Origin of the sequence: Thioalkalivibrio sp. (genome assembly GCF_007692535.1) — a bacterium.
In the GTDB taxonomy this organism is placed as follows: Bacteria; Pseudomonadota; Gammaproteobacteria; order Ectothiorhodospirales; family Ectothiorhodospiraceae; genus Thioalkalivibrio.
In genome coordinates this window covers 1-20,209 of record NZ_REBW01000080.1, presented here as the reverse complement: position 1 = coordinate 20,209, position 20,209 = coordinate 1, and the positions used below count along the sequence as shown (strand labels likewise).

Annotated in this window: 18 protein-coding genes and 1 tRNA gene; 15 read left to right on the top strand and 4 right to left on the bottom strand. The window is 65.7% G+C overall.

The window, feature by feature from the left end; all coding sequences use genetic code 11:
- Positions 1-20: 20 nt before the first annotated feature.
- On the bottom strand, positions 21-356 hold the full coding sequence (locus EA346_RS03190) for an ATPase (RefSeq protein ID WP_296755564.1): 336 nt from the start codon (positions 354-356) through the stop codon (positions 21-23).
- A gap of 242 nt (positions 357-598) precedes the next feature.
- Between EA346_RS03190 and EA346_RS03185 the strand changes: the two genes are divergently transcribed.
- Both EA346_RS03185 and EA346_RS03180 read left to right on the top strand, forming a co-directional pair.
- A tRNA-Arg gene (locus tag EA346_RS03185) sits at positions 599-675 on the top strand.
- A gap of 52 nt (positions 676-727) precedes the next feature.
- Entirely contained in the window at positions 728-1,258 is a 531-nt protein-coding gene (locus EA346_RS03180; RefSeq protein ID WP_296755562.1) for a DUF4124 domain-containing protein, read from the top strand.
- A 16-nt stretch (positions 1,259-1,274) separates the two neighbouring features.
- On the opposite strand, the gene hrpB is transcribed toward EA346_RS03180, so the two are convergent.
- Complete coding sequence (gene hrpB / locus EA346_RS03175; RefSeq protein WP_296755560.1) at positions 1,275-3,764, bottom strand: ATP-dependent helicase HrpB; 2,490 nt, start codon at positions 3,762-3,764, stop codon at positions 1,275-1,277.
- Positions 3,765-3,996: 232 nt separating this feature from the next.
- Between hrpB and EA346_RS03170 the strand changes: the two genes are divergently transcribed.
- Positions 3,997-4,695, top strand: coding sequence for a hypothetical protein (locus tag EA346_RS03170; protein WP_296755557.1), 699 nt, complete (start codon positions 3,997-3,999; stop codon positions 4,693-4,695).
- Between the two features lie 36 nt (positions 4,696-4,731).
- Here the strand turns inward: EA346_RS03170 and glnD are convergent, their stop codons facing one another.
- Both glnD and map read right to left on the bottom strand, forming a co-directional pair.
- Positions 4,732-7,389, bottom strand: a complete 2,658-nt coding sequence (glnD, locus tag EA346_RS03165; protein WP_296755555.1) for a [protein-PII] uridylyltransferase — start codon at positions 7,387-7,389, stop codon at positions 4,732-4,734.
- Complete coding sequence (gene map / locus EA346_RS03160; protein ID WP_296755552.1) at positions 7,386-8,171, bottom strand: type I methionyl aminopeptidase; 786 nt, start codon at positions 8,169-8,171, stop codon at positions 7,386-7,388. The genes glnD and map overlap by 4 nt, the downstream gene beginning before the upstream one ends.
- A 209-nt stretch (positions 8,172-8,380) precedes the next feature.
- Between map and rpsB the strand changes: the two genes are divergently transcribed.
- From rpsB to lpxA, 12 genes are all read left to right on the top strand, one after another.
- Positions 8,381-9,121, top strand: a complete 741-nt coding sequence (gene rpsB / locus EA346_RS03155; RefSeq protein WP_296755550.1) for a 30S ribosomal protein S2 — start codon at positions 8,381-8,383, stop codon at positions 9,119-9,121.
- 64 nt (positions 9,122-9,185) lie between these two features.
- Positions 9,186-10,055, top strand: a complete 870-nt coding sequence (gene tsf, locus EA346_RS03150; protein ID WP_296755547.1) for a translation elongation factor Ts — start codon at positions 9,186-9,188, stop codon at positions 10,053-10,055.
- Positions 10,056-10,127: 72 nt separating this feature from the next.
- Complete coding sequence (pyrH, locus tag EA346_RS03145; RefSeq protein WP_296755544.1) at positions 10,128-10,862, top strand: UMP kinase; 735 nt, start codon at positions 10,128-10,130, stop codon at positions 10,860-10,862.
- Positions 10,859-11,416: a ribosome recycling factor gene (gene frr, locus EA346_RS03140; protein ID WP_296755542.1), complete on the top strand. Its 558-nt coding sequence runs from the start codon at positions 10,859-10,861 to the stop codon at positions 11,414-11,416. Before pyrH ends, frr begins: the two co-directional genes overlap by 4 nt.
- Before the next feature lie 14 nt (positions 11,417-11,430).
- Positions 11,431-12,171 (top strand): polyprenyl diphosphate synthase, encoded by a 741-nt coding sequence (gene uppS, locus EA346_RS03135; RefSeq protein WP_296755589.1) that lies wholly within the window; start codon positions 11,431-11,433, stop codon positions 12,169-12,171.
- Entirely contained in the window at positions 12,164-13,003 is an 840-nt protein-coding gene (locus EA346_RS03130) for a phosphatidate cytidylyltransferase (protein ID WP_296755539.1), read from the top strand. The genes uppS and EA346_RS03130 overlap by 8 nt, the downstream gene beginning before the upstream one ends.
- Position 13,004: 1 nt before the next feature.
- Positions 13,005-14,201, top strand: coding sequence for a 1-deoxy-D-xylulose-5-phosphate reductoisomerase (gene ispC / locus EA346_RS03125; protein ID WP_296755537.1), 1,197 nt, complete (start codon positions 13,005-13,007; stop codon positions 14,199-14,201).
- 15 nt (positions 14,202-14,216) lie between these two features.
- Positions 14,217-15,578, top strand: a complete 1,362-nt coding sequence (rseP, locus tag EA346_RS03120) for an RIP metalloprotease RseP (RefSeq protein ID WP_296755534.1) — start codon at positions 14,217-14,219, stop codon at positions 15,576-15,578.
- A 64-nt stretch (positions 15,579-15,642) separates the two neighbouring features.
- Positions 15,643-17,901, top strand: a complete 2,259-nt coding sequence (gene bamA / locus EA346_RS03115) for an outer membrane protein assembly factor BamA (RefSeq protein ID WP_296755586.1) — start codon at positions 15,643-15,645, stop codon at positions 17,899-17,901.
- Positions 17,902-17,950: 49 nt separating this feature from the next.
- Positions 17,951-18,463: an OmpH family outer membrane protein gene (locus EA346_RS03110; protein WP_296755532.1), complete on the top strand. Its 513-nt coding sequence runs from the start codon at positions 17,951-17,953 to the stop codon at positions 18,461-18,463.
- A gap of 377 nt (positions 18,464-18,840) precedes the next feature.
- Complete coding sequence (gene fabZ / locus EA346_RS03105) at positions 18,841-19,296, top strand: 3-hydroxyacyl-ACP dehydratase FabZ (protein WP_296755583.1); 456 nt, start codon at positions 18,841-18,843, stop codon at positions 19,294-19,296.
- Complete coding sequence (lpxA, locus tag EA346_RS03100) at positions 19,296-20,075, top strand: acyl-ACP--UDP-N-acetylglucosamine O-acyltransferase (protein WP_296755529.1); 780 nt, start codon at positions 19,296-19,298, stop codon at positions 20,073-20,075. Before fabZ ends, lpxA begins: the two co-directional genes overlap by 1 nt.
- Positions 20,076-20,209 lie beyond the last annotated feature (134 nt).

Sequence of the window (20,209 nt, the reverse complement as noted above, 5' to 3'; positions counted from 1 at the left end):
GTGCTTGGTGTGGCAGGTTGCTATGGTGGCGGGGCCGCTTCGTTACCATGGGCACGGATCAAGGCGCGCAGTTCCTTTAGGACGGCCTCCGGCAGCAGCGAGCGGAGGACCGGATGCGCATCCGGCTCGATCTCGCTGAGAACGGGGATCGTGAGGATCCTGGCCTGGCGCGTCAGCGGGTCCCCGAACTGATTGGTCTGGATTCTGGGCGATGCACTTGCGTCCAGCAATGCGACCATGGGCCCGTCTTCCAGGACCTCAACCAGTTCCAGGGTCTGCCCCGCGTGACGGCCGCGGATGCCGATCAACGGCTGCAGCAGACGCACCGCCTCCTCGGCCAATGGGGACGGGCTCATCGAACGCCACGGTCCGGCCTCGCGGCCGGCCCGTCATGGAGTGGGCATGGATTCATCGCCTGGTTCGACTCCCGTTGGGCTTTCGGACTGCCATTCTCGCGGAATCGGACCGGCTGTCCGCTTAACCATTCGACGCGAGGGTAAGAATTCATGGAGCGCAGGCATCGGTAGTCCAGACTCACCGCATCAAGCGACCGGGGCCTTCCGTGCCGGGCACCGGAGCGGGTTATACTGGACATCCGGTCCCCGTAGCTCAGCTGGATAGAGTGGCCCCCTCCTAAGGGGCAGGTCACAGGTTCGAATCCTGTCGGGGACGCCAGTTTGCCGCGCAGCCACGCCCACCGGCGCTGCGCGCGTGAGAGAATATCGATATGCCGCGACTCAGTCTCCTCCTTGCGCTGCTGCCGTTGTTCATACTCGCTTTGCCTTCCGCCCTCGCCCAGGAAGTCTTCCAGTGGGTCGATGCAGAGGGTCGTGTGATTTACGGGGACCGGCCCCCCCACGACCGTGAGGTCAGGAGCCTGGAGGTGCAGCCGGGTCCGACGCCCGAGGCGGCGCAGGCGGCCCGCGAGCGTGCCGAGGCCGCGCAGCGTCTCGCGGACGAGATTGCCACCGAGCGGCGGCAACGGGAAGCCGAGGCGGCCGCGGCCGCGGCGCTTCGGCCGCCGGTGCCGTTCCTCGCCGAACCTCCACCCGAGATTCATTATCACCCCCGTTATGTGCGTCCGCGCTGGCATCCCGGCTGGTATCGGCCTCCGGGTCCCCGACCGCCAGGCAAGTATCCGCGACCACCCCACATCCAGCCACCGCCCCCGCAAGAGGTCTGGCCACCCGGACGCGCGCCTGAATTCACCCAACCGCGGCGCGCCCCCGAGTTCACCCAGCACTTGAGGAACCCTTGACCCCCCGCGCTGACTGTCATGACCCCTGACACCTGGTGCCCCGGCGGGCCTTGGCCTGCAAGGGGTCGTCGGGCCAATAATGTTTGGGATAGCGACCCTTGAGGTCCTTTTTCACCTCGGCATAGGTGCGGGCCCAGAAACCCGCCAGGTCGCTGGTGATCTGCATCGGGCGTCGTGCCGGAGACAGCAGGTGTAACGTCAGCGGGACCCGGCCGCCGCCGATGCGCGGGGTGTCGGACCAGCCGAAGACCTCCTGGATACGGACGGGCAGCACCGGTGCTTTCGGGTCGCTGTAATCCAGGGCGATGCGCGAGCCGCTCGGTACGGTGACGTGGGTCGGCGCCAGCTGATCCAGGCGCTGCTGGCGCGCCCAGTCGAGGTGGGAACCCAGGGCCGCAGCGAGGTCGAGACCGCGCAGGTGACTCAGCCGGCTCATCCCGCTCAGCCATGGCTCCAGCCACTGGGCCCGTGTCGCGAGCAGGGCGGCATCGCTGACGTCGGGCCAGTCCGCCCCTTCGAGGGCGTGGACGAAGGCCATGCGCTGGCGCAGGCGGTGGGTCTCGGGGGTCCAGGGCAGGGACTCGAGTCCGCGCCGGGCGATGGCATCGAGGAGGATTCCGGAGATCTGCTCAGGCGGCATCTCCGCGATGGGTGAGCTGTCGAGGACCAGGGCGCCGAGTCGCCGTTCGCGTTGTGCCACGATGGCCCCCGCATCGTCATCCCATTCCAGCCGATCCCGTGTCTCCACGAGGTCCGGGAATTCGCGCGCAAGCGAGTCGCGGTCCAGCGGCGCAGCCAGGTGCACCATGGCCTCGCGGGCGCCGGCGTCGAGCACCGCCGCGACGATGCAGGGGCTTGCGGCCAGGTCGTCCTCCCGCGGCAGGAAGGCCCCGCGGCCGTTAGCCAGGAGATAACGGGGCTCGGTTCCGGACCGGCGCAGGGCGATGCGGTCGGGGTAGGCGAGGGCGAGCACGCTGCCGGCAGCCTCGGCGTCGATGGGCTCGCCAGCGGGGACCCGCAGTTGTCGGGTCCACCGCTCGGCCTGGTCCAGCAGGCGGCGGCGCAGGCCGGGGTTCGCCTGGATCGCCCCCCGCCGCGGTGCGGCCAGGGCGCGTAGACGTGTGCGCAAATCGACCCCCGCCTGGCTGCGGGAGAGAGGATCGCGTTCCTCCAGCAGCGCGGCGAGCAGCGCCGCGGTGCGGGCGAGTCCCCGCTCCCTTGCGGCAAGCAGCATGTGTGCAAGCCGGGGATGGGTGCCGAGGGTGTCCATGGCCCTGCCCTGGTGGGTGATCCGGTGGTCCCGGTCCAGGGCGCCCAGTTGTTGCAGCAGTTCGCGGCCCTGGGCCAGCGTGGCCTCCGGCGGCGCATCGAGCCAGCGGAGTTCGGAGGCCTCGGCGCCCCAGCTTGCCAGCGTCAAAGCGAGCGGCGCCAGGTCGGCCTCGAGGATCTCGGGCACGGTATCCGCGGCCATCCGTTGCTCATCGGACTCGGACCACAAGCGGACACAGGTGCCGGGACCCAGACGGCCCGCGCGGCCGCAGCGCTGCTCGGCGTTGGCGCGGCTGATGCGCATGGTCTCCAGCCGCGTCATTCCACTGCGCGGGTCGAAGCGCGGCCGTCGGGCAAGCCCGGAATCGATCACCGCGGTGATGCCCTCGATCGTCAGGCTGGTCTCTGCGATGTCGGTGGCAAGCACCACCTTGCGCAGTCCCTCGGGCGGCGGGCGGATCGCGGCGTCCTGGGCCTCGGGCGGCAGTTGTCCGTGCAGCGGGGCGATCCTGGTACCTGCGGACGCGGTTTCGGCCAGCATGGAAGCGGTGCGGTCGATCTCGCGCCGGCCCGGCAGGAACACCAGCAGGCTGCCGCTCTCCCGGTCGAGGGCCTCGCTCACCGCACGCACCACCGCCGGCACCGGGTTTGCGGGATCGGGCGCCGGAGCCCGGTACACCCGGGTGACGGGATGGCTGCGCCCCTCGCTCCGGATCACCGGCGCAGAACCCATCAATGCTGCGATGCGCCCCGCGTCCAGGGTCGCAGACATGACCAGCAGGCGCAGGTCGGGGCGCAGCAGATCGCGGCTCTGCAGGCACAGAGCGAGGCCCAGGTCGGCCTGCAGGCTGCGTTCGTGGAACTCATCGAAGATGACCAGGCTCGTGTCTTCCAGCGCAGGGTCCCGCTGCAGGCGACGGGTAAGGATGCCCTCGGTCACGACCTCAATGCGGGTTGTCGGGCCGGTGATCCGGTCGGTGCGGGTGGTGATGCCGATGGTGGTCCCGAGTCTCTCGTTCAGCAGCGCTGCCATACGCCGGGCGGCGGCACGTGCCGCAAGACGGCGCGGCTCCAGCAGCAGGATACGGCCCCGGCACCATGCCGCGTCGCGCAACGCAAGCGGCACCAGGGTCGTCTTGCCCGCGCCTGGCGGTGCCTGCAGCACCGCGATGCCGGGGTCCGCGAGGGCGTCGGCCAGGGCAGGCAGGCTGGCGGCGACTGGGAGGTCGGTGTTCAAGCAGCAGGGGGCCGGGCTGGGGGCGTTCGCATGCGGGCGATGATACCGGGTCCCGCCGGCGGTGACCCGGGCAAGCCCACTCCAGTAGACTTTTGGCCCAACCTGATGACAGGGAACGCGAGACGCGAAGCAGATGAGTGAGCCCGATGCAGTCACGAACGGAAACGATTCACGGCCCTTGGCTGACCTGGGTCCGGTGCGGACATGGATCGTTCGGCATGACCGCAGCCTGGTGTTTGCAACAATCTACATCGCGTTGGCCATCGGCCTCAGCGTGTTCGTCAGCTATTTCTGGCTGCTTGCCGTGGTCGCCGTGCATATCGGGCTGGAATGGCTGAAAAAGGGTTATCTCGGCTACCGGCCGGGCGCGCACCGGACGGCCTGGACCCTGTGGGATACCAAGTACGATATCGCGCTGGTGTTCCTGGCCTTCACCCTGCTCAGCTACACGGGCATCCATGCCGGCGTGGCCGGGGCTCAGAGCGCGAGTCGGATCGGGCTGCTCGGCGGGCGGATCAGTGCGTTGGCGGCTCGCGGGGGTGCCCTGCTAGCCCGGATGGGACGCTTCCTGCGCGTGGGCAGCGCCTTCCGTATGCTCGGCGTCAAGGCAGTCGATGTCTTTTTCTCGGCGCGGGTCTTCCTGTTTCGGAAGGCGGACATGGCCCGTGCCGCGTCGGATGAGACCTTTCTGGAGGGATGGAACGGTGCCGGCAGGACACTCGAGGCGGGGGAACGGGCCAGTGATGCCGAACTCGCGTCGATCCCCGAGCACCTGCCTTGGCAGCGCCGCCTCGGCGGCGGCGCATGGTTCGCATTGCTCGTGATCACGGTGAATATCACCGCTGTGCTGTTGTCACCCGTGTTCACCGAGCACACGTATGTGACGCTGTTCCAGTCGCTGGGCGCGAAGCTGCATCCCTGGCCACACTGACTGACCGGGCACTGCCGCCTGCCCCCATACGTCGGGTCAGATCTCCTCGACCAGTTCGTTGCGCAGCGCCTGCTGCTGCTCGGCGGTCAATGCCTGGCCCTCGGCATTGGACAGCAGGAACAGGTCCTCGGCCTGTTCGCCGGCCGTGCTGATGCGCGCGGTGCTGACATTGATGCCCTGCTCGGCAAAGACGCAGCCGATGGTCGACAGCAGTCCGGGGCGATCCAGTGCGCGGACGCGCATGCGGGTGTTCGAGCCCTGGGCGCCAGGGGTGAATTCGATCTGCGTGTCGACGCTGAAGTGCTTGAGGCGCCGGGGGAGTGTCCGGCTCACGGCATTGCCGTGACAGTGGGGATCGAGCAGGCGTTCGCGCAGGGTCTCGCGGATCTCGTCCACGCGGAAGCCGGGTTCCACCGCATGGCCCATGCTCTCGAGTACCAGGAAAGTATCCAGGGTGTGGCCGCCATGAGTGGTGATGATGCGGGCATCGACGATGTCCAGGCCCAGTTGCGTCAGGGTGGTCGTGATCCGGGCGAACAGGCGCGGGTGGTCTTCGGTGTAGACGAAGATCTCGGTACTGCCCCTGGCGGTCTCATGGCGCACCAGCACCAGCGGCAGGTCCGAGTCCTTGATGCCGGCCAGCGCCCGAGTATGCCACGCGACCTCGTCGGCGGAATGGCGCACGAAATATTCCACTTCGAACTCGTCCCAGATCGCCTCGACGGCCTCTTCGTCCAGGCCCCGCTGCGCCAGCAGGGTCAGGGCCTCGCGGCAGGTCTGGCCGATCTGTTCCTCGGGGTCGGGAGGGGTCTCGAGCCCCCGGTCCAGCACGGTTACCGTCGCGTGGTAGAGGGTCTGCAGCAGGGAGTCTTTCCAGTTGTTCCAGAGTTCCGGGTTGGTGCCCCGGATATCGGCGATGGTCAGCAAGTAGAGGAGGTCGAGCCGCTCGCGGCTGCGCACCTCGCGGGCAAAGCCAAGGACCACCTCCGGGTCGGAGATGTCCTTGCGTTGAGCGGTCAGCGACATCAACAGATGCGAGCGGACCAGCCAGGCGACCAGTGCCGCATCCTCTTCGCTGACGCCGTGATGCTGGCAGAAGTGCAGCGCGTCGAGGGCACCGAGTTCGGAATGGTCGCCGCCGCGGCCCTTGGCGATGTCGTGAAATAGCGCGGCCAGGATCAGCCGTTCCGGACGCTCGATCTCTTCGGCGATCCCGCTGGCGAGCGGCAGTTCATCGCGGAACTCCGGGATGAACAGGCGCCGCGCATTGCGCACGACGTTCAGTGTGTGCTCGTCCACGGTGAAGGCGTGAAACAGGTCGTACTGCATGCGCCCGATGATGCGTCCGAAGGTCGGGATGTAGGCGCCGAGCACGCCGTAGCGGTTCATGCGACGCAGCACCGTGGTGACACCCTGTGGCGCGCGCAGGATGGCCATGAACAGGTCGCGGCAGACCGGATTGCGCCGGAACTGTCCGTCGATCAGGTGCCTGTGAGCACGGATCAGGCGGATCGTCGAGGCGCGGATGGCCTGGACCTCGGGGTGGGTCTGGAGCAGATGGAAGGCCTCCAAGAGGGCCGGGGGATAGATCATGAAGACCTGGTCGTGCACGAGCTCGAGGTAGCCGCCGCGCACCTGGAACCGCTGGTGGATGCGCCTGACCTCCCTGAGGCTGCCGGGATCCTCGAGGATGGCCTCGTTGAAATGCTGCAGCAGCAGTTCGTTCAGCCGCTGGAGATCGCTGATGGTGCGGAAGTAGCGCTGCATGAACTGCTCGACGCCGAGGTTCTGGTGCTGGTCGGTGAAACCGAAGGTGTTCGCGAGGGCCCGCTGCAGGTCGAACAGAAGCCGGTCCTCGCGGCGGCCGGTCAGCATATGCAGCGCGAAGCGAACCTTCCAGAGAAAGCGCTGGCCCGCCACCAGGTCCAGGCATTCTCCCTCGCGCAGAAACCCGCGCTCGACCAGCTCCTGCAGGCGCTCGGCAGCGAAATGCCGCTTGCTGACCCAGCCGATCATCTGGATGTCCCGCAGCCCGCCCGGGCCCTCCTTCACGTTGGGCTCGAGTCGGTATGCCGTTTCGCCGAAGCGACGATGTCGCGCCTGCTGCTCGGCGAGCTTTGCTGCGTAGAAGGCGCGCGAGTCCCAGAGCTGATCGGGTTGCATGGCCTCGCGGAATCGATTGAACAGCAATCCGGAACCGGCGACGCGGCGGGCCTCGAACAGGGTGGTCGCGATGGTGATGTCGTTGCGGGCCTCGCGGAGGCAGTCGTCGAGGCTGCGCACGCTGTGCCCCACCTCGAGGCCGATGTCCCAGAGAAAGGTCACGAAGTCACTGATGGTGTCCGCATGCGCGGATTCGGCCTCTGGCTCGGCGACGATCAGGATGTCGATGTCGGAGCCTGGATGCAGCTCCCCGCGCCCGTAACCACCCACTGCGGCCAGGCAGAGGCCGCGGATGTCGGCAAGACCGCGTTGGGCCCAGATCAGGGTCAGCAGGGTATCGATCAGGGCCGCGTGGCCGTGGATCAGTGCATCGATGTCGGCGCCATCGTGAAACGCCTGGTGCAGGCCCGCGATGACGGTCCGCCGGTACTCGCGGAAGCGGGCCGTGTCACCGGGATGCGCGCGCAGGTCATCCAGACCGGGTTGTGGCAAAAGCTCCGGCCCCGACCAGGACGGGGCGGGGGAACTCATGCGGCCAGGGCCTGGGGCGGAGTCTCTCCTGCGCGCAGGGTCAGGATGTCGTAGCCGTCCCGGGTGACGAGGATGGTGTGCTCCCACTGCGCGGAGGGGCTGTGATCCTTGGTGACCGCGGTCCAGCCGTCGGCGAGCAGACGCGTGTGCCGCCGGCCGGCGTTGATCATCGGCTCGATGGTGAAGCACATTCCCGGCTCGAGGCGCAGCCCGGTCCCCGGCTTGCCGTAATGCAGGACCTGCGGATCCTCGTGAAAGACCTTCCCGATCCCGTGGCCGCAATACTCGCGGACCACCGAACAGCGGTTGGCCTCGGCATAGGCCTGGATCGCGTGGCCGATGTCACCGAGCGTGGCTCCCGGCCTGACCTGCTGGATGCCCAGATACAGACAGGCGCGGGATACGTCCACCGCGCGCTGGGCCTGGATGCTGGGCTTGCCGATGCAGAACATCTTGCTGGTGTCGCCGTGAAAGCCGTCCTTGATCACGGTGATGTCGATGTTGATGATGTCGCCGTTCTTCAACTGGCGATCGCCGGGAATGCCATGGCAGACCTGATGGTTCACCGAGGTGCAGATGGACTTGGGAAACCCGCGGTAGTTGAGCGGAGCCGGGATCGCCAGCTGGTGGTCGACAATGTGGTCGTGGCAGATGCGGTCGAGCTCGTCGGTGGTGACGCCGGCCTGCACGTGCGGGCCGATCATCTCCAGCACCTCGGCCGCCAGCCGTCCGGCCACGCGCATGCGCTCGATCTCTTCTTCGGTCTTGATGGTGACAGCCATGCAGGGATCCTACACTACGGGGGGACGCGTCGGTATGCGCCCCGCGTTTGGTTTGAACCGTGGTCCTATGCTATAAAGCGCGCGCCCTCGGGGCAATGAAAACCCTAAATCCACACACGTATCGGCACGGTCTGTTGGGTGCCCGTCCAAGACGACGGGTTGCAGGCCGGGATACGTGGAGGCCCAACCCTCATCAGGAGAATACCGCAATGTCACTCGTTACCATGCGTCAGATGCTGGAGGCCGGCGTTCACTTCGGCCACCAGACCCGCTACTGGCATCCCAAGATGGCTCCGTACATCTTCGGGGAGCGCAACAAGATCCACATCATCAACCTCGAAAAGAGCCTGCCGATGTTCAACGACGCGTTGAACTTCCTCGGCAAGATCGCCGCGGACGGCGGCAAGGTCCTGTTCGTGGGCACCAAGCGTTCCGCCCGCGACGTCGTCGGCGAAGAGGCCCGCCGCTGCAACATGCCCTTCGTGAATCATCGCTGGCTGGGCGGCATGCTGACCAATTTCAACACCGTGAAGCAGTCGATCAAGCGCCTCAAGGATATCGAGGCCATGCGTGCCGATGGCAGCATCGACCGGTTGAACAAGAAGGAAGGCCTGATGCTGATCCGTGAGCAGGAGAAGCTGGAACGCAGCCTCGGCGGCATCAAGGACATGAACCGCATGCCCGACGCCATGTTCGTGATCGACGTGGGTTACGAGAAGATCGCGGTGGCCGAGGCCAAGAAGCGCGGCATTCCCGTGGTGGCCATCGTCGACTCTAACGCCAGTCCGGAGGGCATCGATTACGTGATCCCCGGCAACGACGACGCGATGCGGGCAATCCAGCTGTACGTGGCCGCGATCGCGGACACCATCATGGAGGCCAAGGGGGCCAGTGCCACCGCGGTGCAGGAAGAGGAATTCGCCCCCGCCGAGGCCGGCGCGGAGTCCTAACCCCGTTCTGACCGGCCGCAGCGCTCACTGCGCGCGGCCGGTTTCATATTCAGGAGCTTTTTTCATGCAGATTACTGCTGCTTTAGTCAAAGAACTGCGCGAGCGCACCGGCGCCGGCATGATGGAATGCAAGAGGGCGCTCACCGAGACCCAGGGCGACATCGAGGCCGCGGTCGAGTTGATGCGCAAGTCCGGGCAGGCGAAGGCCGACAAGAAGGCCGGACGGATCGCCGCCGAGGGGCGGATCGAGATCGCCAGCGACGGGTCGTCCGCGGTGATCATCGAGGTCAACTCGGAGACGGACTTCGTCGCCAAGGATGCCAATTTCCAGCAGTTTGCCGCCGAATGCGCGCAGGCTGCGCTGACTTCCGGGGTGGCCGACGTCGAGGCCCTGATGGCGGTGACGGTCGACGGCCAGAGCCTCGAGTCGCGGCGCGCGGCGCTGGTCGCCAAGATCGGCGAAAATGTCCAGGTGCGCCGGTTCGCACGGGTGCAGGGCGAGGGTCCCCTGGGGGCCTACCTGCACGGCAACCGCATTGGCGTCCTGGTGAGCCTGGTCGGGGGCGACGAGGGTCTGGCGAAAGACGTCGCGATGCACGTGGCCGCCAGCCGGCCGATCTGCGTCGATGCCGATCAGGTGCCTGCCGAGACGGTGGAGAAGGAGCGCGAGATCTTCCGCGCCCAGGCTCAGGACTCGGGCAAGCCGCCGGAGATCGTTGAGAAGATGATCGAGGGACGGATCCGGAAATATCTGGCCGAGGTCACGCTGGTCGGCCAGCCGTTCGTGAAGAATCCCGATCTGACCGTGGGCCAGTTGCTCAAGGAGAAGGACGCCCGGGTGGCCGGATTCATTCGCTATGAAGTCGGCGAGGGCATCGAGAAGAAGGTCGAGAATTTCGCCGAGGAAGTCATGGCCCAGGCGCGCGGCGCCTAGGTCCCGGACGGCTGGGAGGTACGTTCTGCCCCCCGGCCGCAGCTACGAGTCCATTCGCCACCGAGGAGTCCCATGAGTCAGTCCGGGCAGCCCGCCTACAAGCGTATCCTTCTCAAGCTTAGCGGCGAGGCCTTCATGGGCGCCCAGGACTACGGCGTCGATCCGAAGGTGCTGGATCAGGTGGCGCAGGAGGTGGCGGAGTTGTCGACCCTCGGCGTCGAGATCGGCATCGTGATCGGCGGCGGCAACATCTTCCGCGGCGCGGGACTTGCGCAGGGGGGCATGGATCGCGTCACCGGCGACCACATGGGCATGCTGGCCACCGTCATCAATGCGCTGGCGCTGCAGGACGCGATCGAGCGAACCGGGCGGTTCTGCCGCGTGATGTCGGCGATCCGCATCAATCAGGTCTGCGAGGACTACATCCGCCGGCGTGCCGTGCGGCACCTCGAGAAGGGGCGTATCGTGGTCTTCGCTGCTGGGACCGGAAACCCATTCTTCACCACGGACTCGGCGGCGAGCCTTCGGGCGATCGAGATCAACGCCGAGTTGATGATCAAGGCCACCAAGGTGGACGGTGTCTACGACGCCGATCCCATGCGGGAGAGCACCGCGCGCCGGTTCGAGCGCCTCACCTTCGATGAGGCGCTGGAACGGCGTCTTGGCGTGATGGATACCACGGCACTGGTGATGTGTCGGGATAACCAACTTCCACTGCGAGTCATGAACATGTTTGCCAAGGGTGATCTCCGGCGCCTCGTGATGGGCGAGGCGGTGGGAACCCTGGTCGAGGGGACGAGAGAATGACAGAAGCCATCTTCAAGGATGCCAGCCAGCGCATGGACAAGACGCTGGAGGCGCTGCACTCCGAATTCACCAAGATCCGCACCGGGCGGGCGCACACGAGTCTTCTGGACCACGTGACGGTCGAGTATTACGGCTCCGAGGTGCCGATCAACCAGGTCGCGAACGTGAATGTCGAGGACGCCCGCACGCTGACCGTGACCCCGTGGGAACGGAGCATGGTTGGCAAGGTGGAGAAGGCGATCATGACCTCCGACCTCGGCCTGAATCCCGCGACGATGGGTACCGTGATCCGGGTGCCGCTGCCGGTGTTGACCGAGGAGCGGCGCAGGGATCTGGTCAAGGTGGTGCGGGCCGAGGCGGAGAACGCCCGTGTCGCGGTCCGCAACATCCGCCGCGACGCCAACCATCATCTGAAGCAGATGGTGAAGGACAAGGAGATCTCCGAGGACGAAGAGCATCGTTCCGAGGAGCAGGTGCAGAAATTGACCGACGACCACGTCGCGCGCATCGACAGGATGCTGTCGGAAAAGGAAGCGGAGTTGATGGAGGTTTGACCTCCGTCGTCCCGATGGCCCCTGCATCCTCCCCGACGGACACCGCCGTAACGCCCGCGCACGTCGCCATCATCATGGATGGCAACGGTCGCTGGGCCGAAGCCCGTGGTCTGTCGCGCAGCGAGGGCCACCGGATGGGCCTGCGCGCCACGCGCAGGGCAGTGGAATTCTTCGCCAACCGCGGCGTTCGCGCGCTGACCCTGTTCGCCTTCAGCAGCGAGAACTGGCAGCGGCCGAAGGCCGAGGTCGAGGCGCTGTTAGACCTGTTCGTAGCCGCCATCGAGGACGAGCTTCCCGAGCTGCGGGAGAAGGGGATCCGCCTGCGCTTCATTGGTCAGCGTGAGGAGTTTCCCGGGCAATTGCAGCAGCGCATGGCCGATGCCGAGGCCTCGACCCAGGCCAATGACACCATGACGCTCGTCGTGGCGCTGGGCTATGGGGGACGCTGGGACATCCTCCAGGCGGCCTTGCGCTGGGTGCGCGAAAGCAGCGCGGTAAATCCCGACCGGGATGCCTTCGAGGGCTTTCTCAGCACAGCCGGACTGCCGGAACTGGACCTGTTGATTCGCACCGGCGGTGAACAGCGCATCAGCAATTTCCTGCTGTGGCAGGCGGCCTATGCGGAACTCTGTTTCCTGGACGTGCTTTGGCCGGACGTGGACGATGCCGAATTACAGGGAACCCTGGATTGCTATGCGCGCCGGCAGCGGCGGTTTGGCTGCACCGCGGCGCAGGTGGATACCGTCCATGCTTAGGCAGCGGATCATCACCGCGCTTGCGATCATCGTGCCGGTCTTCCTGCTGATTGTCTTTGCGCCCACCTGGCTGTTCGGGCTGTTCGTGCTGGCCGTGGTCGGCCTGGGTGCCTGGGAATGGGCACGCCTGGGCGGTTTCCATTCCTCCACGGCGCGCCTGGGCTATGTCGCGTCGGCGCTGGCGCTGTTCGGGGCGCTGCTGCTTGTCTGGCTGACGGCGGGCTGGTCAACCTGGCATTGGGCGGTGCTGGTGCTGGCCGTCCTGTGGTGGCTCTTCGTGTTCCTGGGGCTCGCCTGGTACCGCCAGGGGCTGAGCGGGAATCCGTCGGGGCGCCTGCTGCTGCAGGCGGCCGGCATGCTGACCCTGGTGCCGGCCGGGCTGGCGCTGACGTGGCTGCACGCGACCGCGCCGCTGCTGGTCCTGTACCTGATCCTGCTGGTGGGGGCCGCGGACACCGGTGCCTATTTCGCCGGGCGTCAGTTCGGCCGCAGCAAGCTGGCGCCCGAGATCAGCCCCGGCAAGACGCGCGAGGGGCTGTTCGGCGCGCTGTTCCTGGTGATTCCGGTCGGCCTGCTGGGCGCCTGGCTGTTCGGCCTTGCGGCGATGGACGCCCTGGTGTTCGGCCTGCTGAGCATCGTCGTGGCGTTGGTGTCGGTGGCGGGGGATCTGCAGGAGAGTGTGCTGAAGCGCGAGGCTGGAGCCAAGGACAGCGGCACCTTGCTGCCGGGGCATGGCGGAGTGCTGGATCGCATCGACAGTCTGACCGCAGCCGCCCCGGTCTTCCTTTTCGGTCTGCTCTGGACCGCGTTGCTCCCGGCGGCGGGCCACTAGCATGGGCCGGGAACGCGTCACCATCCTCGGCTCCACCGGCAGCATCGGCGTCTCCACGCTCGACGTGCTCGCCCGTCAGTCCGACCGCTTCGAGGTCCACGCGCTGACGGCCCACGCCAACGTCGAAGGTCTGGCGGAGCAATGCCTGGAACATCGACCCGCTGTTGCGGTCATGGTCGACCGTGAGGCCGCGTCCGCGCTGCGCGATCTCCTCGTACGGGCAGGGAGCGCGACCACGGTGCTGGTGGGCGAAGAAGCGCTGGTCGAAGTTGCCAGCGTCCCGGAGGTGGACGTGGTGATGGCCGCGATCGTCGGTGCCGCCGGGCTGTTGCCGACCCTGGCCGCTGCGCATGCGGGAAAGCGGCTCCTGCTGGCCAACAAGGAATCCCTGGTCATGTCGGGGGCGCTGCTGATGGATGCGGTGACGCGCAGCGGCGCAAAACTGCTCCCGGTCGACAGCGAACACAATGCGATCTTCCAGTGCCTGCCGGCCGGCTATATCTGTGGGGAGCCGGTGCACCCGCACGGGGCGGAACGGATCCTGTTGACCGCTTCGGGCGGACCGTTTCGGGAGCGCCCGCTGGACCGTTTCGACGACATCACTCCGGACGAGGCCTGTGCCCATCCCAACTGGGACATGGGCCGCAAGATCTCGGTGGATTCCGCGACGATGATGAACAAGGGCCTCGAGGTGATCGAGGCCTGCTGGCTGTTCGCGCTCGAGCCCGAGGCGATACAGGTTGTGCTGCATCCGCAGAGCATCGTTCACTCGATGGTCACGTACGCCGACGGCTCGGTATTGGCGCAAATGGGTAACCCGGACATGCGCACGCCCATCGCGCACAGCCTGGCCTGGCCCGGTCGTATCGCCTCCGGGGTGGCGCCGCTGGATCTCGTGAAGGCGGGCAGGTTGGAATTCCTGCCGCCGTCCCGGGAACGTTTCCCCTGTCTCGACCTGGCCTATCGGGCCTTGAGCGCGGGCGGTACCGCCACCACGATCCTCAATGCGGCCAATGAGATCGCCGTGCAGGCCTTCCTGGACGGGCGCATCCGGTTTCCTGCGATCGCCCGGCTGATCGACGCAACCCTGACCGCCCTGCCGGTCCAGTCGGCGGACTCGTTGGACGGGATTCTTGCAGCGGATGCCGAGGCACGGGAGTATGCTAGTGCTTGGGCAACCGCACGGGCCAGTGCATAGCGACACCATGACTTCATGACCATTCTGACCAGCCTTGCCGCCTTCATCGTGGCGATCGGCGTGCTCGTCACGATCCACGAGTACGGCCACTACCTTGCCGCGCGTCTCATGGGCGTGAAGGTGCTGCGTTTTTCCGTGGGCTTCGGCAAGCCGATCTACCGCCGTCTCTTCGGGCAGGACCGAACCGAATTCGTGATTGCGGCGATTCCCCTGGGCGGTTACGTGAAGATGCTGGATGAACGCGAGGCCCCGGTCTCCGGGGCGGATGCCCCGCGCGCCTTCAACCGCAAGCCGCTTGGTGCCCGGAGTTTCGTGATTGTTGCCGGCCCGGCGGCGAATTTCCTGTTTGCGCTGTTGGCCTACGCGGTGATGTTCATGATCGGCGTACCGGGCCTGAAGCCCGTGGTCGGTGACGTGGAACCGGGCAGCGCGGCGGCCGTCAGCGGCCTGCAGCACGGCGACGAGATTCTGATGGTGGGCGACCGGCGGGTCCAGGATTGGGATCAGGCCAACCTGCGTCTGCTGGACCGCGCGGTCCGCGCCGATGAGGTCGTGATTACCGTGCTCGACCGCGATGGCCGGGAGCTGCGGCGCACGCTGACCCTGGAAAACCGGCGTGAGCTTCTGGGCGAGGGGCAGTTCCTGGAACGCCTGGGTATCCGCCCGTTCCGGCCGATGCTCGAGCCGTTGATCGGCAACGTCGAGCGCGGGAGCCCCGCCGCCGAGGGCGGCCTGCAGGCCGGGGATCGCGTTCTCAGCGTGGATGGCGAACCGGTCGCATCCTGGAATGACTGGGTGGCCGCCATCCAGGCCTCCCCCGAGGAGACCCTGCGGGTGCGGGTCAGCCGCGCCGACGACAGCGTGGAACTCCAGGTAACGCCTGCGCGAGTCGAGATGGACGGGGAATCGATGGGCCGCATCGGCGCGGGTGTGGATACGGATCAGCCACAGATCCGGGAGATGTCGACGCTGATCCGGCTCGGGCCCGTGGAGGGTCTGGCCAGCGGCGCCGCACGGACCTGGGAGGTCAGTGTTCTGACCCTGCGCGTCCTGGGGCGCATGATCACGGGTGAGGCGTCGGTCAAAAACATCGCCGGACCCGTTACCATCGCCGAGTTCGCCGGGATGACCGCGATTATCGGCATCACCGCCTTCCTGGGCTTCCTCGCGCTGGTCAGCGTCTCACTGGGAATCATCAACCTTCTGCCCATCCCGGTGTTGGACGGGGGTCACCTGATGTTCAACCTGATGGAGTGGATCAAGGGTAGTGCGGTTTCCGAACGTACCCAGCTGATCGGCCAACAGCTGGGTCTTATGGCCATTGCCGGATTGATGCTGTTGGCGTTGTACAACGATTTCACACGCTTGTTCGGATAACCAGGCAGCGCTCGCAGCCCTCGATTTGGCAACATACATGACGCGACCTCTCTTGCAGGCATTGATGCTGTACGGACTGCTGCTGGCCTCCGCAGGGCTATGGGCGCAGTCCTACGTCATTGATGATATCGAGATCGAGGGACTCGAGCGGATCACCGCGGGCACCACGCTGACGTATCTGCCGGTTCAGGTCGGCGATACCTTTGATGACGGTCGCAGCGCCGATGTCATCCGAGCCCTGTTCCAGACCGGCTTCTTTTCCGACGTGCAGTTGGCGAGGCGGGGCAACATCCTGGTCGTGATCGTCGAAGAGCGCCCGGCGATCAATGAAATCCGTTTTACCGGCAACCGCGACATACCGTCCGAGGGACTGACCGACGCGCTGCGGACGGTCGGGCTCCAGCGCGGCCGGGTGTTCAACCGGACCATCCTGGATCGGGTCGAAAACGAGTTGCGTCAGCAATACCTGGCCCGTGGCCGTTACAACGTGCAGATCGACATCGAGATCACCGAGTTGCCGCGCAACCGGGTGGATGTGGACATCACCATCGCCGAAGGCCGCGTGGCGAAGATTCGCGAGGTGAACGTTGTCGGCAACGAGTCCTTCGACAATCGTGAATTGACTCGCCGCTTCGAATCGGGGGTGCCGCGCTGGTGGGCTTTCTTGAGCCGACGCGACAATTATTCTCGGGAGAAGCTGGCAGGCGACCTCGAGCGTCTCCGCTCACGCTACCTGGACGAGGGCTTCCTGAATTTCGACGTCGATTCCACGCAGGTGACGCTGACGCCGGACCGCAGGGATATCTACATCACCATCAACATCGACGAGGGTGACCGTTTCACCATCGGCTCAGTCGACCTCGCGGGAGAACTGGTCGTGCCGGCGGAGGAGTTGGAGGAATTGATCGCGGTCGAACCGGGGCAGATCTTCTCGCGCCGCCAGGTCGTCGATTCGGCCGAGGAAATCACCCGGCGCCTGTCCCTCGATGGCTTTGCCTTCGCCAACGTCAATCCGATCCCGGAGGTGGACGAGGACGCACAGACCGTGGCGCTGACCTACTTCGTCGATCCCGGTCCGCGTGTCTATGTCCGACGCATCTCCATCACGGGCAATACCCGCACACAGGAGAGCGTGTACCGGCGCGAACTTCGGCAGATGGAGGGTGCCTGGTTCAACGGCGAGCTGGTGGACCGGTCTCGCGTGCGGCTGCAGCGGCTGCCCTTCGTGGAGACCGCGAACATCGAGACACGGCGTGTCGCAGGCAGTGATGACGAGGTGGATCTCGAGATCTCGGTGACCGAGCGTCTGTCCGGGGCGTTGTCACTGGGTGCGGGCTACTCCCAGAACCAGGGGGTCCTGCTGACGGCAAGCCTGAGCCAGGACAACTTCATGGGATCCGGCAATCGGGTCACGGTGTCGGTCAGCAACAGCCAGGTTTCGCAGCTGGTCAACCTCAGCGTTCTGAACCCGCATTACACGATCCACGGAGCCAGCCGGGGTTTCTCGGTCTTTTACCAGAAGATCGATGCGGAGGAGGCGAATGTCTCGCGTTTCTCGTCCGACCGTGCGGGAGCGAATGTCACCTACGGAATCCCGTTCTCGGAATTCGACACCGTCAATATCAGGCCAGGATTCCAGAATGTCCGGATCAACACGGTCCCGACGACGCCAACGGAGATCACCGATTTCCTCGACCGCGAGGGCGACAGGTACAATCTGCTTTCCCTCGAAGTCTCCTACACGCACGATACCCGTGACCGCGTGATCTTCGCTTCGTCCGGCCGGCGGCACCGGCTCGGGTCGGAGGTGACGGTCCCGGGGAGCGATCTCGAGTACTACCAGCTCACGTACAGCGGCCAGGAGATCTTCAAGCTCTCCGATACCTACTCCCTGAGCCTGTCGGCCGGGCTCGCGTATGGTGATGGGTACGGCAGTACCGGCGAACTCCCGTTCTTCGAGCATTTCTTCGCGGGGGGTATCCGGTCGGTGCGTGGATTCGAGGACAACAGCCTGGGTCCGCGCGACAGCAATCTGGACCCGTTTGGCGGCGCCTTCCGCAGCACGGCCTCGGTGGAACTGTATTTTCCGCTGCCCTTCGCTGCCGATAACCGTTCCGTACGCATGAGCAGCTTCGTCGACGCGGGTCAGGTCTACGAGAGCTTCAGCGATTTCGATGCCGACGACATCCGGGTGTCGGCGGGCCTTGCCCTGACCTGGATGTCGCCAGTGGGTCCGTTGAGCTTCAGCTACGGTGTCCCCCTGCGCGAGAGGGACGGGGACGACACGCAAAGCCTGCAGTTCCTTCTCGGGGCCAGCTTCTGATGCCGCGCGGCTTTCGATCGTGAATCCAACCCAGTATGCAGGAAGGTGTATGAAGACAAGAACAGGTATCGTCCTCGGGGTCCTGCTGCTCGGCATCCTGCTCTGGTCGGGCGCGCTGGCGGCACAGAACGTGGCCTTCGTGACCATGAACAAGATCCTCGAGGACTCGCCGCAGGCCGCCGAGGCCATGCGTGAACTGGAGCGCGAATTCTCACCGCGCGATTCCCAGCTGGTCGCCGAGCGCGAGGAACTGCAGAAGTTGCGTGATCGGCTCGAACGCGAGGGTGAATTGATGACCGTCAACCAGCGCGCGGATCTGGAACGGGAGTTCACCGCGCGTTCACGCGAGTTCCGCCGGGCCCAGGAGAGCTTCACGGAGGATCTGAACGTGCGCCGCAACGAGGAGCTGGCCAAGCTCCAGCGCCTGATCAACGATGCCATCATCGCGCTGGCACGGGAGCGCGAAATCGACCTGATCCTGACCGAACGCAACGTGCTGTATTCGAGCGATCGCATCGATATCACGGATGACATCATTGCCGCCATGCAGCGCCTTCGCTGAGGAAGGGCGCCTGGCGTAGGAACCGGGTTCGCGGTCTGTCGGCGAGTTCTTCGGAGAGGACCGATGGCGAGAGGCCTTGGCCTGCCGTGCATCGCCAGGCACTGCGCAATCGGTGAGGGAGCCGGTATACTCGAGCCTTTCGGGATCGCTGGTGACATGACCATGCGCGCGATGACATTGGTGATGCGGTCGATCAACGAACCCGGCCAACGTGCTGCCGACGTACCGCAACAGCCGGCGCGGATTTTTAATGACAGCCTGGCTGCTGGGTGCTGGTGGCCCTGCGGCGTCAGCGTCGGAACATACCCTGGGAATTCGTCGGCCACGTGGTCTGCGCGATGCCGGAACGCAAACAACAAGAAAAAGGTAGCGACCATATGGACGGTCTGAGCATACTCGAGGTGATGCGCTATCTGCCGCATCGGTACCCTTTCCTCCTCATCGACCGGGTCACGGACTACGAGCCGGGAAAATATCTCGTCGCGCTGAAGAACGTGAGCATCAACGAACCGTACTTCCAGGGTCATTTTCCGATCAAGCCGGTGATGCCTGGGGTCCTGATTCTCGAGGCCCTGGCGCAGGCAACGGGCCTCCTGGCTTTCAAGACCGAGGAACATCAAGGCGTCAACCAGGACAAGAAGCAGCTGTATCTTTTCGTGGGCATCGATCAGGCGCGCTTCCGGCGCCAGGTGGAACCGGGCGATCAGCTACGGCTTCGCGTCGAGCATATCCGGACGGTACGAGGCATCTGGAAGTTTGCCGCCGAAGCCCATGTGGGCGACGAGCTCTGTGCCTCCGCCGACCTGATGTGCGTGGGTAAGGAAATCGAGTGATGATCGACCCGCGCGCCGATATCCATCCCAGCGCAGAAATCGACCCTTCGGCGCAGGTTGGGCCGTTTTCCGTGATCGGAGCCCATGTGCGCATCGGCGCCGGGACCTGGATCGGTCCCCATGTGGTGATCCAGGGTCCCACGGAGATCGGGCAGGACAACCGCATCTATCAATTCGCTTCTATCGGCGAAGCCCCGCAGGACACCAGCTATCGCGGCGAACCTACGCGCCTGGTGATCGGTGACCGCAACGTGATTCGCGAGTCGGTAACGCTGAACCGGGGCACGGAACGTGGTCGTGGCGAGACCCTCATCGGTCACGACAACCTGATCATGGCCTACGTGCACATCGCTCATGACTGCATCATCGGCAACGGGATCATCTTCTCGAACGCGGCTTCCCTGGCAGGCCATGTGGAGGTGCAGGATCATTGCACTCTGGGCGGCTTCACGCTGGTCCATCAATTCTGCCGTGTCGGCTCCTACGCCTTCACCAGCATGGGGTCCGCCCTGAACCGCGATCTGCCTCCCTATTGCCTTGCCAGCGGCAACTACGCGCGGCTGATCGGGATCAACAAGGTGGGGCTGCGCCGCAAGGGGTTCAGCGAGGCCAGCGTCAACGGCCTGCACCGGGCCTTCGCGGAGGTGCTGCGCGGGCGGAGTGACCGCAAGTCCCGCGTTGCCAGTCTCATGGCCGAGACCGACCTGCCCGAGGTTCGCAATCTGCTTGCGTTCATCCAGGAGAGTTCGCGCGGCATCCTGCGTGCCGGGCGCGTCTGAGTCCCGCGAGAGCCTGAGGGACGTCGTCGGGTTACGCTGCGCTAACCCGACCTACTGGGCTGTGACTTTCACGCTAACTTTCATGCCGTCGTGGGGTGCGGCACCCCTGATGATGAAAAGCCGCAAACTGTAGG

Excerpts from the sequence above, each read along its gene's own strand:
- EA346_RS03190 (WP_296755564.1), bottom strand. The coding sequence starts at position 356 with ATGAGCCCGTCCCCATTGGCCGAGGAGGCGGTGCGTCTGCTGCAGCCG.
- bamA (WP_296755586.1), top strand. The coding sequence starts at position 15,643 with ATGCTGTACGGACTGCTGCTGGCCTCCGCAGGGCTATGGGCGCAGTCC.
- uppS (WP_296755589.1), top strand. The coding sequence starts at position 11,431 with ATGGCCCCTGCATCCTCCCCGACGGACACCGCCGTAACGCCCGCGCAC.
- rseP (WP_296755534.1), top strand. The coding sequence starts at position 14,217 with ATGACCATTCTGACCAGCCTTGCCGCCTTCATCGTGGCGATCGGCGTG.
- fabZ (WP_296755583.1), top strand. The coding sequence starts at position 18,841 with ATGGACGGTCTGAGCATACTCGAGGTGATGCGCTATCTGCCGCATCGG.
- lpxA (WP_296755529.1), top strand. The coding sequence starts at position 19,296 with ATGATCGACCCGCGCGCCGATATCCATCCCAGCGCAGAAATCGACCCT.
- ispC (WP_296755537.1), top strand. The coding sequence starts at position 13,005 with ATGGGCCGGGAACGCGTCACCATCCTCGGCTCCACCGGCAGCATCGGC.
- map (WP_296755552.1), bottom strand. The coding sequence starts at position 8,171 with ATGGCTGTCACCATCAAGACCGAAGAAGAGATCGAGCGCATGCGCGTG.
- EA346_RS03130 (WP_296755539.1), top strand. The coding sequence starts at position 12,164 with ATGCTTAGGCAGCGGATCATCACCGCGCTTGCGATCATCGTGCCGGTC.
- EA346_RS03180 (WP_296755562.1), top strand. The coding sequence starts at position 728 with ATGCCGCGACTCAGTCTCCTCCTTGCGCTGCTGCCGTTGTTCATACTC.
- EA346_RS03110 (WP_296755532.1), top strand. The coding sequence starts at position 17,951 with ATGAAGACAAGAACAGGTATCGTCCTCGGGGTCCTGCTGCTCGGCATC.
- rpsB (WP_296755550.1), top strand. The coding sequence starts at position 8,381 with ATGTCACTCGTTACCATGCGTCAGATGCTGGAGGCCGGCGTTCACTTC.
- frr (WP_296755542.1), top strand. The coding sequence starts at position 10,859 with ATGACAGAAGCCATCTTCAAGGATGCCAGCCAGCGCATGGACAAGACG.
- pyrH (WP_296755544.1), top strand. The coding sequence starts at position 10,128 with ATGAGTCAGTCCGGGCAGCCCGCCTACAAGCGTATCCTTCTCAAGCTT.
- glnD (WP_296755555.1), bottom strand. The coding sequence starts at position 7,389 with ATGAGTTCCCCCGCCCCGTCCTGGTCGGGGCCGGAGCTTTTGCCACAA.
- tsf (WP_296755547.1), top strand. The coding sequence starts at position 9,186 with ATGCAGATTACTGCTGCTTTAGTCAAAGAACTGCGCGAGCGCACCGGC.